This is a genomic window from Stenotrophomonas sp. YJH_SMC_79, assembly GCF_059367995.1.
The window spans coordinates 633,203-647,455 of record NZ_JCAFRK010000003.1; the positions used below are offsets into that span (position 1 = coordinate 633,203).

Consider the following 14,253-nt stretch of genomic DNA (forward strand, 5'->3'; position numbering starts at 1 on the left):
GATGCCCATGTTAACGGCGCACGCTCTAGAATCACCGGCAACGAACCACGGACTGCCGTTCCCATGACCCAACTCCTGCACGTCATCATCCTCGCCGCCGGCGCTGGCAAGCGCATGAAGTCGGTGCTGCCGAAGGTGCTGCAGCCGATCGCGGGCCAGCCGATGCTGGCGCACGTGATCGATGCGGCCCGTGAGCTCCAGCCGGCGGCGATCCACGTGGTCCATGGCCACGGCGGCGAAGCCGTGCGCCAGTACTTCGCCGGCCAGCAGGACCTGCAATGGGCTGAACAGGCACAGCAGCTCGGCACCGGCCACGCCGTCGCGCAGGCGATGCCGCAGGTGCCCGATGCTGCACAGGTACTGGTGCTGTACGGCGACGTACCGCTGATCCGTGCGCAGACCCTGCGCGACCTGCTCGCGCAGCCGGGCCGGCTGGCGGTGCTGGTGGCCGAGGTGGATGACCCGACCGGCTATGGTCGCGTGCTGCGCGATGCCGAGGGCAAGGTGGGTGCGATCGTCGAGCAGAAGGATGCCAGCGACGAGCAGTTGCGCGTGCGCATCATCAACACCGGCATCATCGCCGCGGAATCGACCGCGCTGCGCCGCTGGCTGTCGCAGCTGTCGAACAGCAACGCGCAGGGCGAGTACTACCTGACCGACGTATTCGCGTTCGCCGCGCACGAGTACACCCCGGCTGAGATGGCGCTGGTGGCCGACGCACAGGAAGCCGAAGGGGCGAACGATCCGTGGCAGCTGTCGCAGCTGGAGCGTGCCTGGCAGCGTCGCGCGGTGCGTGCGCTGTGCGCGCAGGGCGCGCGCGTGCGCGACCCGGCACGGCTCGACATCCGCGGCACCATCACCGTTGGCAGCGACGTGCTGATCGACGTCGATGTCGTGCTCGAGGGCAACGTGGTGCTCGGCGACGGCGTCACCGTCGGTCCCTTCAACCGCCTGAAGGACGTCAACCTCGGGCCGGGCACCGAGGTGCGCGCGCATTGCGATCTGGAAGGCGTGGTCACCGAAGGCGCTGCGCAGATCGGCCCGTTCGCGCGCCTGCGCCCGGGCACTGTGCTGGCCGATGGCGTGCACGTCGGCAACTTCGTCGAGACCAAGAAGGTCACGCTGGGTGTGGGCAGCAAGGCCAATCACCTCACCTATCTGGGCGATGCGGTGATCGGCAGCAAGGTGAACATCGGCGCCGGCACCATCACCTGCAACTACGATGGCGTGAACAAGTCGACCACCACCATCGGCGACAACGCGTTCATCGGCTCCAACAGTTCGCTGGTAGCACCGGTGACCATTGGCGACGGCGCGACCATTGCCGCCGGTTCGGTCATCACCCGCAACGCGCCGGACGGCAAGCTGACACTGGCACGTGCACGACAGGAAACCATCGATGGCTGGAACCGTCCGCTCAAGAAGTCCTGAGCCCCGCCTTCCTCGCGCCGATGAACTCGGTGTGCTGCCCGGCATCGAGCAGCGCGCCGGCGAGGTGTTGAAGGGCCATGAGGCCTATCCGGTGTTCGCCGGGCATGGCCTGGACCTGCCGACACTACAGGACGGCCTTGGGCGCCGGCGGCTGTGGGTGGTGGATGCGGCTGACGGTGGCATCGCCGGCTATCTGCTTGCCGGCGAACTGGCGGGTGAGTTCCACGTTCTGCAGATGGACGTGGATCCTGCGCACGCGCGGCAGGGTCATGGGCGCGCGTTGTTGCGCCATGCATTGGTACAGGCCTGGGCGGAAGGCTATCGTTCGGCTGTGCTGACCACGTTGTCCGACGTGCCGTGGAATGCGGCCTTCTATGCCAGCGAAGGGTTCGTCACCGTGCCGGAGGCGGAGTGGGGTGCCGGACTGCAGTCGGTGATGGCCGAAGAGGCCGCGCTCGGGTTTCCGATGCATCTACGCGTGGCGATGCGGCGATCCACCTCTTCGCTGGATGGCTGAAGGTCGGCCACCGGTCATGGGCGTTACTTTTCCTTGTGCGCAAAGAAAAGTAACCAAAAGAAATGCTCCTCCGGTCGCGAGCCGATGCTGCGCATCGGTGCCCTGCGCTTCTCGGTGAATCAAGGGACGGCGCCGAACTCGCTGCGCTCAGGCATCGGCGCCTCTACGCCCCGGATTCCCCTGCGATGCTCGGCTCGCTCAAGGCGGAACCAACATCCAGAGCCACAGCTGCACCCAGTCGATTCAAACTACGCGCGGATGTCGTTGCCTTTGCTCTTGATGCTCCCGTTCCCCTGGAGCACAGGATGCCGATGCCGCAGCTTGGGCAGGTGCCGACCTTGGTCGGCTTATCCACGCATGGCGTGGATCTACTGACTTGCCGACCAAGCTCGGCGAACAGCGGGAACCGCGTTGGCCCGGTCAACCCACAGGCAGCAGGATCGACACGCACAACCCGCCATCACCGCGATTCTGCAGTGACACGCGTCCGCCGTGCGCCTCCACGATCTCGCGCGTCAGCGCCAGCCCGAGCCCGGTGCCGTTGCGCTTGGTCGAATAGAACGGCATCAGCGCGTTCTGCAGCACCTGCTCGTTCATGCCCTTGCCACGATCCAGCACGTCCAGCCGCAGCCACTGCGGCAGCCGCGTCAGCTGTACCTGCACGTCATCGTTGGGCGGCTCGGCTTCGGCGCAGGCTTCGTGCGCGTTCTTCAGCAGGTTCAACAACGCCTGCCCGAACTGCGCGATGTCGATGCGACTGCTCAGCTCCTCGTCCGGTTCACGTTCCATGCCGAACGGAATCTGCTGACGCAGGCTGGACAGGAACGGTGCCCAGTGCACGGTCTGCAGCTGCGGCTGTGGCAGCTTGGCAAAGCGCGCGTAGCCGCGGATGAAGCCTTCCAGGTGGCGTGCGCGGTCTTCGATGGTGGTGAAGATCTCCGGCAGCCGGTCGAAGCGCTCGCGCTGCACCAGCACGCCGCCGGAATGGGCGAGCGAAGCGATCGGCGCCAGCGAGTTGTTGAGCTCGTGGCTGATCACCCGGATCACCTTCTTCCAGGTCTGCACTTCCTGGCGGCGCAGTTCGGCGGTCAGCAGCCGCACCAGCAGCAGGTCGTGCGGGCGGCCGTTGAGCTGGAACGCGCGGCGCGAGAGGTGGTAGACCTGCTCATCGTCCTCGTCGCCGTCCTCGCCATCGGCATGTACCGCGAACAAGCTGTCACCGCCACGGGCGATGGCATCGCGCAGTTCCACCGGCACCTGTTCCAGCACGTCTTCCAGGCGCTGGCCTTCCAGCTTCCAGCCGCCGTGCAGCAGCTTGCGCGCCGCCAGGTTGGAGAACACCACGCGGGCGACGCCATCTCCGCCGGAGGCGATCAGCAGCATCGCCACCGGCGTGTTCTGCACCATGGTGTCCAGCAGCAGCTCACGTTGCACCAGTCCCTGTCGCTGCGCGCGCAGCACGTCGCCAAGTTCGCGGTGGGCCTGCACCAGGTCGCCCAGCTCGTCATTCCCGGGCCAGTGCACACCGAAGTTGTACTCGCCGTCGCGGTAACTGCTGGTGGTGCCCGCCAGGGCACGCATCAGCGAGCGTACCGGCGCCGTGGCACGGCGCAGGGTCCACCACATCAGCGACAGCAGGATCAGCGCCGATACCGTGGTCACCACCCAACCATGGTCCATCCAGTAGGCCAGCAGCCACGGCAGTGCCGCAGCCAGTGCCAACACCGGCAGCAGGCGCAGGAACAGGCGGAAAGTGAAGGAGCGCCGCTTCATTCGCGTGGAATACCGTGGCGGTCCATGCGCCGGTACAGCGCCTGACGGCTCAGGCCGAGCTCGGCGGCAGCCTGGGCGATGACGCCATGGTTGCGGGCCAATACATCCTCGATGCGTGCGCGGTCGGGATCATTGCCTGCACTGGGTGCCGGTCGCGGTGCGACGGCTGCGCGCGGCAGGTTGAGATCGGCCACTTCGATGCGGTTGCCGGTGGCCAGCAGTTCGGCACGCTGGATCACGTTGCGCAGTTCGCGCACGTTGCCCGGCCACGGGTGCCGCTGCAGTGCTGCTGTGGCGCCGCTGGACAGCGGCTTGCCGGCAGTCAGGAAACGCTCGGCCAGCGGCACGATATCGCCCGGTCGTTCGGCCAGCGGCGGCAGCACCAGTTCCACCGTATTGAGGCGGTAATAGAGGTCTTCGCGAAAGGTACCGTCGCGGATCATCGCCGGCAGGTCGGCATTGGTTGCGCTGACCACGCGGACCTTGACCTGGCGTTCGCGGTTGGAGCCCAGGCGCTCGAAGCGGCCGGTTTCCAGTACACGCAGCAGCTTCATCTGCCCGCCCAGCGACAGGTTGCCGATCTCATCCAGGAAGAGGGTGCCACCATCGGCCGCTTCGAACTTCCCTTCGCGTGCCTTGTTGGCGCCGGTATACGCACCGGCTTCGGCACCAAACAGCTCGGCTTCGATCAGTTCCGAGGGCAGCGCGCCGCAGTTGACTGCCACGAACGGACCCTTGGCCACCAGTGAATTGGCCTGGATGATCTGCGCGATCTTTTCCTTGCCGGCGCCGTTGGGGCCGGTGATCAGCACCGGCAGTTCCGAGCGTGCGACCTGGCAGGCCAGGGTGACCACACGCTCGCTGGCCGGATCGGCGACTACCGCACCGCACAGATCGTACTTCGCTTCCAGCGCATTGCGCTGGCGCAGTTCACGCGTGCGCCGGCGGTCCAGCTCGCGGCGCGCCTCGGACAGTTCCAGCAGGTTGTTGACCGTGGTCAGCAGCTTGCGATCGTCCCACGGCTTGGCCAGATAGTCGGCGGCACCGGCCTTGACCAGGTCCACGGCGCTGCTCAGATGGGTCCACGCCGTGAGCAGGATCACCGGCAGGTCCGGATGACGCGCGCGGATCTGCGCGAACAGCGCCTCGCCCTCTTCACCGGAGGTGGTGTCCTCGCTGAAATTCATGTCCTGGATGACCAGGTCGACCGGCTGTGATTCGAGCAGCGCCAGCCCGTCGGCGGGCGTCTGCGCCTGCAGGGTATCGATGTCGTGCAGGGAGAACAGCACGTCCAGCGCAGTACCCACGCTGGCGTTGTCGTCGATGATCAGGATCGCAGGCATCAAGCGGTTCTGCAGAAAGGGATGGGCGGCGTCGATGGAGCCGTTCGTGTGCATGTACCGGGAGAGCCCGGCGCCACCCATCAAGCATAGCCAAACCTGCGGCCGTGCAGGAGCGGATGATGTTCAGCGCCCGGGCGGGGCTGGCGGGGGCGGCACGGGTGGTGGCGGGACCTCCAATGCCTGTCGCCATGCGGCGGCGTTGACCGCCACCGTCAGTTCGCGTCTGTCGCGGCGCAGCAACAGATAGGCGGTGGCTGCATTGGAATGGCGCAAGGCCACGGCGAGGTGCTCGACCTGGCGTACCGCCGTGTCGTCCACGCGCAGGATGCGGTCGCCGCTGCGCACGCCGAAGCGCGCTTCGGGGCTGGCGGCGTCCACATGCACCTGTCCCTCGGTCGAGTGCAGCGACAACCGCGCTCCATCCTGGCGCCATTCCAGCGTCTGCGCGCTGCCACCACCGGCCAGCGCCGGCAGTGGCAGGAGCAGCATCAGGCACATCGCGCAGGCACGCATCTCACGCGCCCCGCGTGGCGACCGCCGGTGGAACCGCCGCGGCACGCCGCGCCGGCCCGAACACGGCGATCTGGCCCAGCACCCACAGCAGCAGCGCACCCAGCGGCAGGTAGTACAACGGCATGCGCGGCAGCTCGTACAGGTTCATCAGGGCCAGGTTGATCGCGTAGGCGGCCAGCATGCCCAGCACGATGCCCAGCGTGGCCAGCAGGAAGTTCTCGGTCTGGAAGTAGCGCAGGATCTGCCCGCGGGTCGCGCCCAGCGCACGGCGGATGCCGATCTGCTTGCTGCGCTGCTGCACCCAGAAGCTGGCCAGGCCGATGATGCCCAGCGCGGTGACCACCAGCAGCGAGATGCTGACGGTGATCAGCAGGCCGACCATCGCGCGGTCGTTCTTGAAGAAGTCCTTGCGCTGGTCTTCATAGGTCAGCTTGTCGCGCATCAGGCGGTTCGGGTCGTTGCGCTCCAGCGCGGCAGCACCAGCATCGAGCACTTCCTGGCGGCGTTCGGGCGAGGTACGCAGGATGTAGGTGCCACCGTCGTCGAAGGTGCGGCGGATCGGCAGCAGCATCGAGTTGGTCCAGTTGTCATTCCAGCCATTGGGCGTGCTGAGCGTGTCGACGATGCCGACCACGTGCAGCGACTGCTTGCCCATGTAGTAGGTCTTGCCCAGGGCGCTGCCGTTGGGCTCCATCTTGGCGGCGGTGGCCTGGGTGAGGATGACCGGGATGGCCTTTTCCTTGGCGCCGCCCTTGCTGACGTCTTCGAAGTTCTGGTACTCGTCAGGCAGGAAATCGCGGCCGGCGATCAGGTTGATGCCCATCGTGGCCAGCCCGTTCTCGGACAGGGTGTACATCGAGGCATTGGTGGTCGGCCGTTCCTGGTCGATCACGCGCGAGATGCTGCTGCTGGAGGAGCCGTTGCGGAAGGGGATCTGGTTGATGATGGTGACGTTGCTGACGCCGGGGATCGCACGCAGCGATGCCAGGTCCTCGCGGGTGCGGGCCATGGCGTCAGTCTGCTTGCCGATGCCGCTGACGCGCAGCATCGCCAGTTCGCTCTCGGCGATGCCGCTGGGCATGCTGATCTTTTCCACGCGCTGGCTGACCAGGAACAGCGCGTTGCAGACGATGGCGCAGGTCAGTGCGACTTCCAGCACGATCAGGGCGGCAGCGGTCTTGTGCCGGCGCAGCGTGCTGAGGATGGGGCGGATGTCCATGGGAGTCCTCGTTCGGGTGCTTACTGCGACTTGAGCTGGATGGCCGGGGTGACCTGCATGGCGCGCCAGGCGGGCAGGAAACCGGCGGCGAGGCTGGCGAACAGGGTCAGGCCCAGTGCGAGCAGCAGCATGTTGCCGTCCAGATGGGCCAGCTTGGCGTACTCCACCGGTTGCTGGCGCACCGCGAACAGGCCGAGCAGGGCCAGGCCGATGCCGAGCACGCCACCGACCACGCCGACCGCGCCGGCTTCCACCAGGCACTGCAGGAAGATCTGGCCGCGGCTGGCACCGAGCGCACGGCGCACGCCGATCTCACCGCTGCGGCGCAGGAACTTGGCCAGCAGCAGGCCTACCGTGTTGACCAGGCAGACACCGAGGAAGCCCAGCGCCAGCCACAGCTGCAGGCGCACGTCGCTGGGGACTGCACCATTGAAGTCCAGCCATTCCATCACGGTGCGCAGGCGCACGTTCGGCGGATGCTTGAAGCGGCCGGCCTCGCGCTGCTGGGTCGAATAGTTCTCCAGGTAGCGGCGGTAGTCGCCGGCCTTGGCCGGGTCCATTTCCACCCAGTACTGCAGCCACGCGCACGGTGCATTGAGCGAGTAGCTGTTGCCGTCGGGGTTTTCGCCGAAGCAGTTCATGTTGCCGTTGTTGCCGAGCTTCAGGTCGAACGAGGTGGAGATCGGCAGCAGCAGGTCTTCGTTCTTGCCGTAGCTGCCGGTGGTCAGGTCGTAGAAGTGCGGCTCCGGGCTCCATTCCTTCATCACGCCGACGATGCGGTAACTCTGGCCTTCCATGCGCAGGTCGCGGCCCACGCTGTTGGCACCCTGGTACAGCTTGTCGTTGAGCGCCTTGGAGATGACCACCACGCGTGCGCGGCCTTCATCGTCCTCGCGCGTCCAGGGGCGGCCGTACTGCATGGGCACCTCGAACATCGGGAAGAAGTCGGCCGAGGTCCAGCGGGTGTCGATGCTGAAGGGCTTGAGGGTGCTGTTGTCCGGTTCGATGGTGCCACCGCCGCCGCTCATCAGCGCCTGGCGTTCGCCCTTGGCTTCGCGCAGCAGCGCTTCACCGTCGAAGCGGGTCAGCTGGGTTTCCGGCTCTTCGCCGGCGACATAGGCGCCGGTCGCGGCGTCGAGCTGCACGTAGAACAGGCGGTCGCTCTTGCCGGGAATCGGGTCGCCGGACAACACGTGGAACACGGTCAACGTGGTCATGGAGGCGCCGATGCCGAGCGCGATGGCAACCACCATCAGTGCGGTCAGGACCTTGTTGCGGCGGAAGCTGCGCGCCGCCAATCGGGCGTAGTAGGCGAACATGGTCGGGCCCTCACTCGTTGACGGCGACGATGTGGCGCACCGGCGTGGCCAGCACCGGCTCACGCACCAGGTCGGTCACCTGGCCGTCGACGATGTGCACGTTGCGCTGCGCGCGCGCGGCCAGTTCCGGGTCGTGGGTGACCATCACGATGGTGGTGCCGGCGGCATTGATCTCTTCCAGCAGTTCCATCACGCCACGGGCCATCTGCGTATCCAGGTTGCCGGTCGGTTCGTCGGCCAGCAGCAGGCGCGGGCTGCCGGCCAGGGCGCGTGCAATCGCCGCACGCTGCTGCTGGCCGCCAGAGAGTTCATTCGGGTAGTGCTTCATGCGCGAGCCCAGGCCGACCTGGGTCAGCGCCTTCTCGATGCGCTCGCGGCGCTCGTTGGCGCTCATCTTGCGATAGCGCAGCGGCACGTCGACGTTGTCGAACAGGTTGAGGTCCGGGATCAGGTTGAAGCCCTGGAAGATGAAGCCGATCTTCTGGTTGCGCAGGCGGCTGCGCGCATCATCGCCCAGCGTGCTCACGTCCTGGCCGTCCAGCATGTAGGTGCCGCTGGTGAAGGTTTCCAGCAGGCCAGCGATGTTGAGGAAGGTGGTCTTGCCGGAACCGGACGGGCCGGTGACGGCGACGAACTCGCCTTCCTTGACCTGCAGTTCCAGCGAGCGCAGTGCGTGGGTTTCCACCTGTTCGGTGCGGAAGACCTTGGCGACCGAACGCATTTCGAGCATGTACATGGGGTGTCCTCTCTCCAGGATTCAGGTATCAGGTATCAGTTGACGGAGACGCGTTCGGCGTCCTTGAACAGGTCGCTGCCGGAGACCACGATGCGGTCGCCCGGTTGCACACCCGATTTGATTTCCACTTCGCCCAGGCTGCTGACGCCCAGTTCCACCGGACGGCGCACGGCGGTGCGGCCATCCATCACGTAGGCCATGCCGTTGCCCTGTTCGACGAACGGGCCGCGCTCGACCTTCAGCACGTTCCTGCGGGTATCGAGCAGCACGCGCACCGACATCCGCTGGCTCTGGCGCAGGCCTTCCGGCTGCGCGCTGGCAAAGCGCACGCGGGCATTGACCTCGCCGTTGACCACTTCCGGCGACACCGCGCTGATCTCACCCGGGAACGGCTGGCCGTTGCCACCGGTCAGCTGTGCCGGCATGCCGATCGCCAGGTCGCGGGCGAAGCTCTCCGGCACCTTGATCTCGACTTCGAACTTGGACAGGTCGACCACGCCCAGCACCGGGGCGTTGGCGGCCAGGTTGGTGGACTGCACCGCCTGCACCTGGCCGACCTGGCCATCGAACGGGGCACGCAGCGTCAGCGCATCGACCTGGCGCTGCACTTCGGCCACCACCGCCTTCTGGCGATCGGCCAGCAGGCGCTTGTTGCGGGCATCCAGGTCGGCGCCCTGGCTCTGCAGGCGCGCATCGGTGGTGGCGTTGGCCAGGGTGATGTCGGCCTTCTTCAGCGAGTCCTTGGCCTTGGCCAGGTCGATCTGCGGCACCGCACCGCCGTCGTAGCCGCGCTGGTAGCGCTGCAGGTCGCGATCGGCGGCCTGCCGTTCGATGGTGGCCTGGTCGGTTTCCTTGCGCGACTTGGCGCGGGCCAGGGTGGCGTCCAGCGCGGCACGGCTGGCCTCGGCTTCCAGGCCGGCCAGGGTGGCCTGTTCCTGGGCCAGCTTGCTGCGCAGTTCGGGGCTGTCGATGATCGCCAGCTCCTGCCCCTTCTTCACCACATCGCCGGCGACCACCTTCAGGTCCACGGTGCCCGCGGAGATGGCATACAGGATCGGGCTGTTGGCGGCGATCACGCGGCCATCGGCGGCGATGTCACGGACCAGATCGCCACGCTTCACTTCGGCGATGCGCACGCGGCTGCTGTCGAAGGAGCGGCTGGCGTTGGACCAGGCGTGCACGGCCCAGCCGATGCCGGCGAGCAGGGCGATCGTGCCCAGCGCCGGCCAACGGTAACGGAGCCAGTTGGCGCGCGGGGCGCTGGCCGGGGCGGAGGAAACGATCTGGTCCTGGGCGGAAGTGTCGCGGATCATCGGGTGCGTGCCTGACGGTGGTAGCCAGTACCAAGCATGTAGCGTGCCAACTTTATTTCCTTTTCCATCAATGAGTTGGGCGGGCGTCTGAAGTGTCCGGGTGTCCGCGGACACCTTTCCGGACACTTTCATTAAGCGGACAGGAGGGGGAAGCCGGACACGCAGGCTAGAATGCGACGATCGTCTTCAAGGAAACGCGTGACATGTGTGGAATCGTGGGTGCGATCGCTGATCGCGACGTAGTGCCGGTGCTGATCGAGGGTCTGAAGCGCCTTGAGTACCGTGGTTACGATTCCTCGGGTATCGCGGTGATCGACCATGCCGAGCGGTCGGAGGTGCGTCGCGTGCGTCGTACCGGCCGAGTGTCGGAAATGGCCACGGCGGCCGAGGCCGAGGGCTTCAATGCGGTGCTGGGCATCGGCCATACCCGCTGGGCCACCCACGGGGGTGTCACCGAGGCCAATGCGCATCCGCACATCAGCCAGGGCGTGGCGCTGGTGCACAACGGCATCATCGAGAACCACGAAGAGCAGCGCGAGAAGCTGCGCGCGCTGGGCTACACCTTCGAATCGCAGACCGATACCGAAGTCATCGCACACCTGATCCACCACCACCTGAAGGATGGCGACGACCTGCTGGTGGCGCTGCAGCACACGGTGAAGGAACTGACCGGCGCCTACGCGCTGGCCGTGGTCAGCCGTGCCGAGCCGGAGCGCTTCGTCTGCGCGCGCATGGGCTGCCCGCTGCTGATCGGCCTGGGCGAAGGCGAGAACTTCGTCGCTTCGGATGTCTCGGCGGTGATCTCGGCCACCCGCAAGGTGATCTTCCTGGAAGAGGGCGACACCGCCGAAATCCGCCGCGATGGCGTGCGCATCTTCGACGAGCATGACCAGCCGGTCGAGCGCGACGTGCATCTGTCGGATGTATCGCTGGCATCGCTGGAGCTGGGCCCGTACCGCCACTTCATGCAGAAGGAAATCCACGAGCAGCCGCGCGCTCTGGGCGACACCATCGAGGCGGCGATCGATGCCGGTGGTTTCCCGGCCGAGCTGTTCGGCAAGAACGCCGAAGCCGTGTTGTCGGGCATCGAGGGCGTGCAGATCATCGCCTGCGGTACCAGCTACTACGCCGGCCTGACTGCACGCTACTGGGTCGAGGCCATCGCCGGCCTGCCGTGCAGCGTGGAGATCGCCAGCGAGTACCGTTACCGCGCTGCCTACGCGAATCCGAAGCACCTGATCGTGACCATTTCCCAGTCCGGCGAAACGCTGGATACGATGGAAGCGCTGAAGTACGCCAAGTCGCTGGGCCACAAGCACACGCTGTCGATCTGCAACGTGCCGGAAAGCGCGATCCCGCGCGCCAGCGAACTGGTCTGCTACACCCGTGCCGGTGCCGAGATCGGCGTCGCTTCGACCAAGGCGTTCACCACCCAGCTGGCGGCGCTGTTCCAGCTGACCGTGGTGCTGGGCAAGCTGCATGGCCGCATCGACGCCGCACAGGAAGCGGACTACCTGGAGCAGCTGCGCTTCCTGCCGGGCAGCGTGCAGCATGCGCTGAACATGGAACCGCAGATCGCTGCCTGGGCCGAGCGGTTCGCGCGCAAGAGCAGCGCGCTGTTCCTGGGCCGCGGCCTGCACTACCCGATCGCGCTGGAAGGCGCGCTCAAGCTCAAGGAAATCTCCTACATCCACGCCGAGGCCTACCCGGCGGGCGAGCTGAAGCATGGCCCGCTGGCGCTGGTGGACGAGGACATGCCGGTGGTGGTGATCGCGCCGAACGACAGCCTGCTGGAAAAGGTGAAGTCGAACATGCAGGAAGTACGTGCGCGTGGCGGTGAACTGTTCGTGTTCGCCGACCAGGACAGCAACTTCAACGAGTCCGAAGGCGTGCACGTGATTCGTACGCCGCGCCATGCCGGCGTACTCAGCCCGATCGTGCACACCATTCCGGTGCAGTTGCTGGCGTACCACACCGCACTGGCACGTGGCACCGACGTGGACAAGCCGCGCAACCTGGCCAAGAGCGTAACGGTGGAGTAAGGCCCACCGGCCGGGTTGAATGCTGCAAGCGAAGGGGGCCCCTGTGGCCCCCTTTCGTTTGTGCCGCTGGCAGCGGCAAGTGGGACAGCCACAGGGTGTTCTGTCCGCCGTCGGCAGCGATCAATCAATCTTTAACACGCGGCATCGCGTGTATTCAGCGGCGGTTTCAGCCGCGGTGCCATTCTCTTGATCGTCGGTTGGTTCCCACGACGAACTGTCCCATCGATGCCGGTAGTGACTGATGGTCGCAGTCGTAGAATCAAGTTGACCGAGGTCCAGGGTGAGCGGTTGAACCCACCTCGTTCGCGTTGCAGCACGATGCCTGCCGATCCATCTCCCAAGGCCGGCGTGTGCGCCAGACGTGCGCTGAAAGGTCTGTTCCCGGGGAGGGGGCGTATCGGAAGAGCACACTTTTTTGACTTCAGTGACCTGCACCAGGAAACAAGAATGAACGTCCGCGAACTCCTGCAATCCAAGAAAGAAGCTGTCATCACCATCGACGCCGAAGACACCATCGGTGCCGCCGCCCACAAGATGAGCGCGAACAAGATCGCTGCGCTGGTGGTGATGAAGGACGATGCCCCGGTCGGCATCATTTCCGAAAAGGACATCGTGCGTACCCTGGCCGACGACGGCCCGCAGGCCGGCCGCCGGGTGATTTCCAGCCTGCCGTCCACCGGCCTGGAAGGCATCGCCCCGGAGGCCACCCTGAAGCAGGCCATGTCGTTGATGACGTACTCGCGGCGCCGTCATCTGATGGTCACCGACGGCACCCGCCTGGTCGGCATCCTCAGCCTGGGCGACATCGTGAAGAACCTGCTGGGTGAGCTGGAGCTGGAAAAGGCCGTGCTGCAGGACATCTACATGGCCGCCCACTGAGGGCCGCACCATCGGAAGCAGAGAGGCCGGGCATTGCCCGGCTTCTTCGTTCACGGTATCGGTGAAATCAGAAAGTGACCTTCACCGAGTCGGCGCTGTAGTTGGCCGGGCCGTGGTAGACCACTTCAATGTTGTTGCCATCGGGATCGAGCACGAACGCGCCGTAGTAGCCCGGGTGGTAGGGGCGTTCGCCGGGCGCGCCGTTGTCGGTGCCGCCGGCGGCGATGGCTGCAGTGTGGAAGGCATCGACGGTGGCGCTGTCGCGGGCCTGGAAGGCCAGGTGATGGCGGCCGGTCAGCTGGCCGGCGGCAGCCTGGCTGCTGGCGCTGGAAATGAACAGTTCGTCGGCCCAGAAGAAGTCCGGCCCTTCGCCGCCCAGCGGCACGCCGATGGTGTCGAACACCGCCTGGTAGAAGCGGCGGCTGGCGGCCAGGTCACGCACCACCAGCTGCAGATGGTCGATCAAGCGGCCGCGGTGCAGTTCCATCGTTTCCATACGAACCTCGCAAAAAAGGGGACGGAGGGGATTAAGTCGCTTCCAGCCAATAGTGCCAGAAACGACTTAATCCCCTCCGTCCCCTTTTCGGGTCAGGCGTTGGCGATGATCTCGACCCAGTAGCCGTCCGGGTCCTTGATGAAGGCCAGGTTCTTCATGCGGCCGTCGGTCAGGCGCTTCTGGAAGGTCACGCCGAGATCCTCGAAGCGCTGGCAGGCGGCCTCGATGTCCGGCACCGACACGCAGATGTGGCCGAAGCCGCGCGGGTCGCTGTTGCCATCGTGGTAGACCGCGCCGTGCTGGTTCTCGGTGCCGTGGTTGTGGGTCAGTTCCAGCACGCCCGGCAGGCCGGCCATCCACAGGCGGCGCTGGCTGTCGTCTTCCGGTACCAGCGCGCCGGCCGGCACGTAGGCCAGGAAGTACAGGCTGAACTGGGCCTCCGGGAAGTCGCGCTTGTCGATCAGCTGGTAGCCGAGCACGCGGGTGTAGAAGTCCAGCGAGGCGGTGATGTCCTTCACCCGCAGCATGGTGTGGTTGAACACGAAGCCGGTGGTGTCGGCCGGGGCCTGGGCGGCGACGCCGGGAACATCGCGCAGGGCGGGAATGGTCATGGGGGAGGTCCTTCAGACAGGGCCGTTGCCGGCCGGATGGTGCCATTCTAGCGGCCAGCAC

General features: G+C 66.2%; 13 protein-coding genes. 4 read left to right on the forward strand and 9 right to left on the reverse strand.

All coding sequences use genetic code 11. The features are described from left to right. Positions 1-63 precede the first annotated feature (63 nt). Both glmU and AC5P57_RS13980 read left to right on the forward strand, forming a co-directional pair. Positions 64-1,431 carry a bifunctional UDP-N-acetylglucosamine diphosphorylase/glucosamine-1-phosphate N-acetyltransferase GlmU gene (gene glmU / locus AC5P57_RS13975; protein WP_262235372.1) on the forward strand — a complete coding sequence of 456 codons (1,368 nt, stop codon included), beginning with the start codon at positions 64-66 and terminating at the stop codon, positions 1,429-1,431. After that, entirely contained in the window at positions 1,400-1,948 is a 549-nt protein-coding gene (locus AC5P57_RS13980; protein WP_262235371.1) for a GNAT family N-acetyltransferase, read from the forward strand. Before glmU ends, AC5P57_RS13980 begins: the two co-directional genes overlap by 32 nt. A 420-nt stretch (positions 1,949-2,368) precedes the next feature. Here AC5P57_RS13980 and AC5P57_RS13985 read toward each other — a convergent pair whose 3' ends face one another. The 7 genes from AC5P57_RS13985 to AC5P57_RS14015 all read right to left on the reverse strand — a co-directional run bounded on the left by AC5P57_RS13985 (position 2,369) and on the right by AC5P57_RS14015 (position 10,164). Continuing rightward, entirely contained in the window at positions 2,369-3,721 is a 1,353-nt protein-coding gene (locus AC5P57_RS13985; protein WP_099554693.1) for a sensor histidine kinase, read from the reverse strand. Beyond that, the gene (locus AC5P57_RS13990) at positions 3,718-5,064 is read right to left on the reverse strand and encodes a sigma-54-dependent transcriptional regulator (protein ID WP_099554718.1); all 1,347 of its coding nucleotides are present in this window, start codon (positions 5,062-5,064) and stop codon (positions 3,718-3,720) included. Before AC5P57_RS13990 ends, AC5P57_RS13985 begins: the two co-directional genes overlap by 4 nt. A 123-nt stretch (positions 5,065-5,187) precedes the next feature. Then, positions 5,188-5,562, reverse strand: coding sequence for a PDZ domain-containing protein (locus tag AC5P57_RS13995; protein WP_197577852.1), 375 nt, complete (start codon positions 5,560-5,562; stop codon positions 5,188-5,190). A 16-nt stretch (positions 5,563-5,578) separates the two neighbouring features. Continuing rightward, positions 5,579-6,796 (reverse strand): ABC transporter permease, encoded by a 1,218-nt coding sequence (locus tag AC5P57_RS14000; protein ID WP_099551133.1) that lies wholly within the window; start codon positions 6,794-6,796, stop codon positions 5,579-5,581. A gap of 20 nt (positions 6,797-6,816) precedes the next feature. Then, positions 6,817-8,115, reverse strand: a complete 1,299-nt coding sequence (locus AC5P57_RS14005) for an ABC transporter permease (RefSeq protein ID WP_005414537.1) — start codon at positions 8,113-8,115, stop codon at positions 6,817-6,819. Between the two features lie 10 nt (positions 8,116-8,125). Next, positions 8,126-8,851, reverse strand: a complete 726-nt coding sequence (locus AC5P57_RS14010; protein WP_049429240.1) for an ABC transporter ATP-binding protein — start codon at positions 8,849-8,851, stop codon at positions 8,126-8,128. A gap of 35 nt (positions 8,852-8,886) precedes the next feature. Continuing rightward, positions 8,887-10,164 carry an efflux RND transporter periplasmic adaptor subunit gene (locus AC5P57_RS14015; RefSeq protein WP_099551134.1) on the reverse strand — a complete coding sequence of 426 codons (1,278 nt, stop codon included), beginning with the start codon at positions 10,162-10,164 and terminating at the stop codon, positions 8,887-8,889. A 203-nt stretch (positions 10,165-10,367) separates the two neighbouring features. On the opposite strand from AC5P57_RS14015, the gene glmS reads away from it, so the two are divergent. Both glmS and AC5P57_RS14025 read left to right on the forward strand, forming a co-directional pair. Next, on the forward strand, positions 10,368-12,206 hold the full coding sequence (gene glmS, locus AC5P57_RS14020) for a glutamine--fructose-6-phosphate transaminase (isomerizing) (protein WP_099551135.1): 1,839 nt from the start codon (positions 10,368-10,370) through the stop codon (positions 12,204-12,206). A gap of 447 nt (positions 12,207-12,653) precedes the next feature. Beyond that, positions 12,654-13,085, forward strand: a complete 432-nt coding sequence (locus tag AC5P57_RS14025; RefSeq protein WP_099551136.1) for a CBS domain-containing protein — start codon at positions 12,654-12,656, stop codon at positions 13,083-13,085. Positions 13,086-13,152: 67 nt separating this feature from the next. Here AC5P57_RS14025 and AC5P57_RS14030 read toward each other — a convergent pair whose 3' ends face one another. Both AC5P57_RS14030 and gloA read right to left on the reverse strand, forming a co-directional pair. After that, positions 13,153-13,581: a VOC family protein gene (locus tag AC5P57_RS14030; RefSeq protein ID WP_099551137.1), complete on the reverse strand. Its 429-nt coding sequence runs from the start codon at positions 13,579-13,581 to the stop codon at positions 13,153-13,155. 92 nt (positions 13,582-13,673) lie between these two features. After that, positions 13,674-14,192, reverse strand: a complete 519-nt coding sequence (gloA, locus tag AC5P57_RS14035; RefSeq protein WP_099551138.1) for a lactoylglutathione lyase — start codon at positions 14,190-14,192, stop codon at positions 13,674-13,676. Positions 14,193-14,253: the final 61 nt, after the last annotated feature.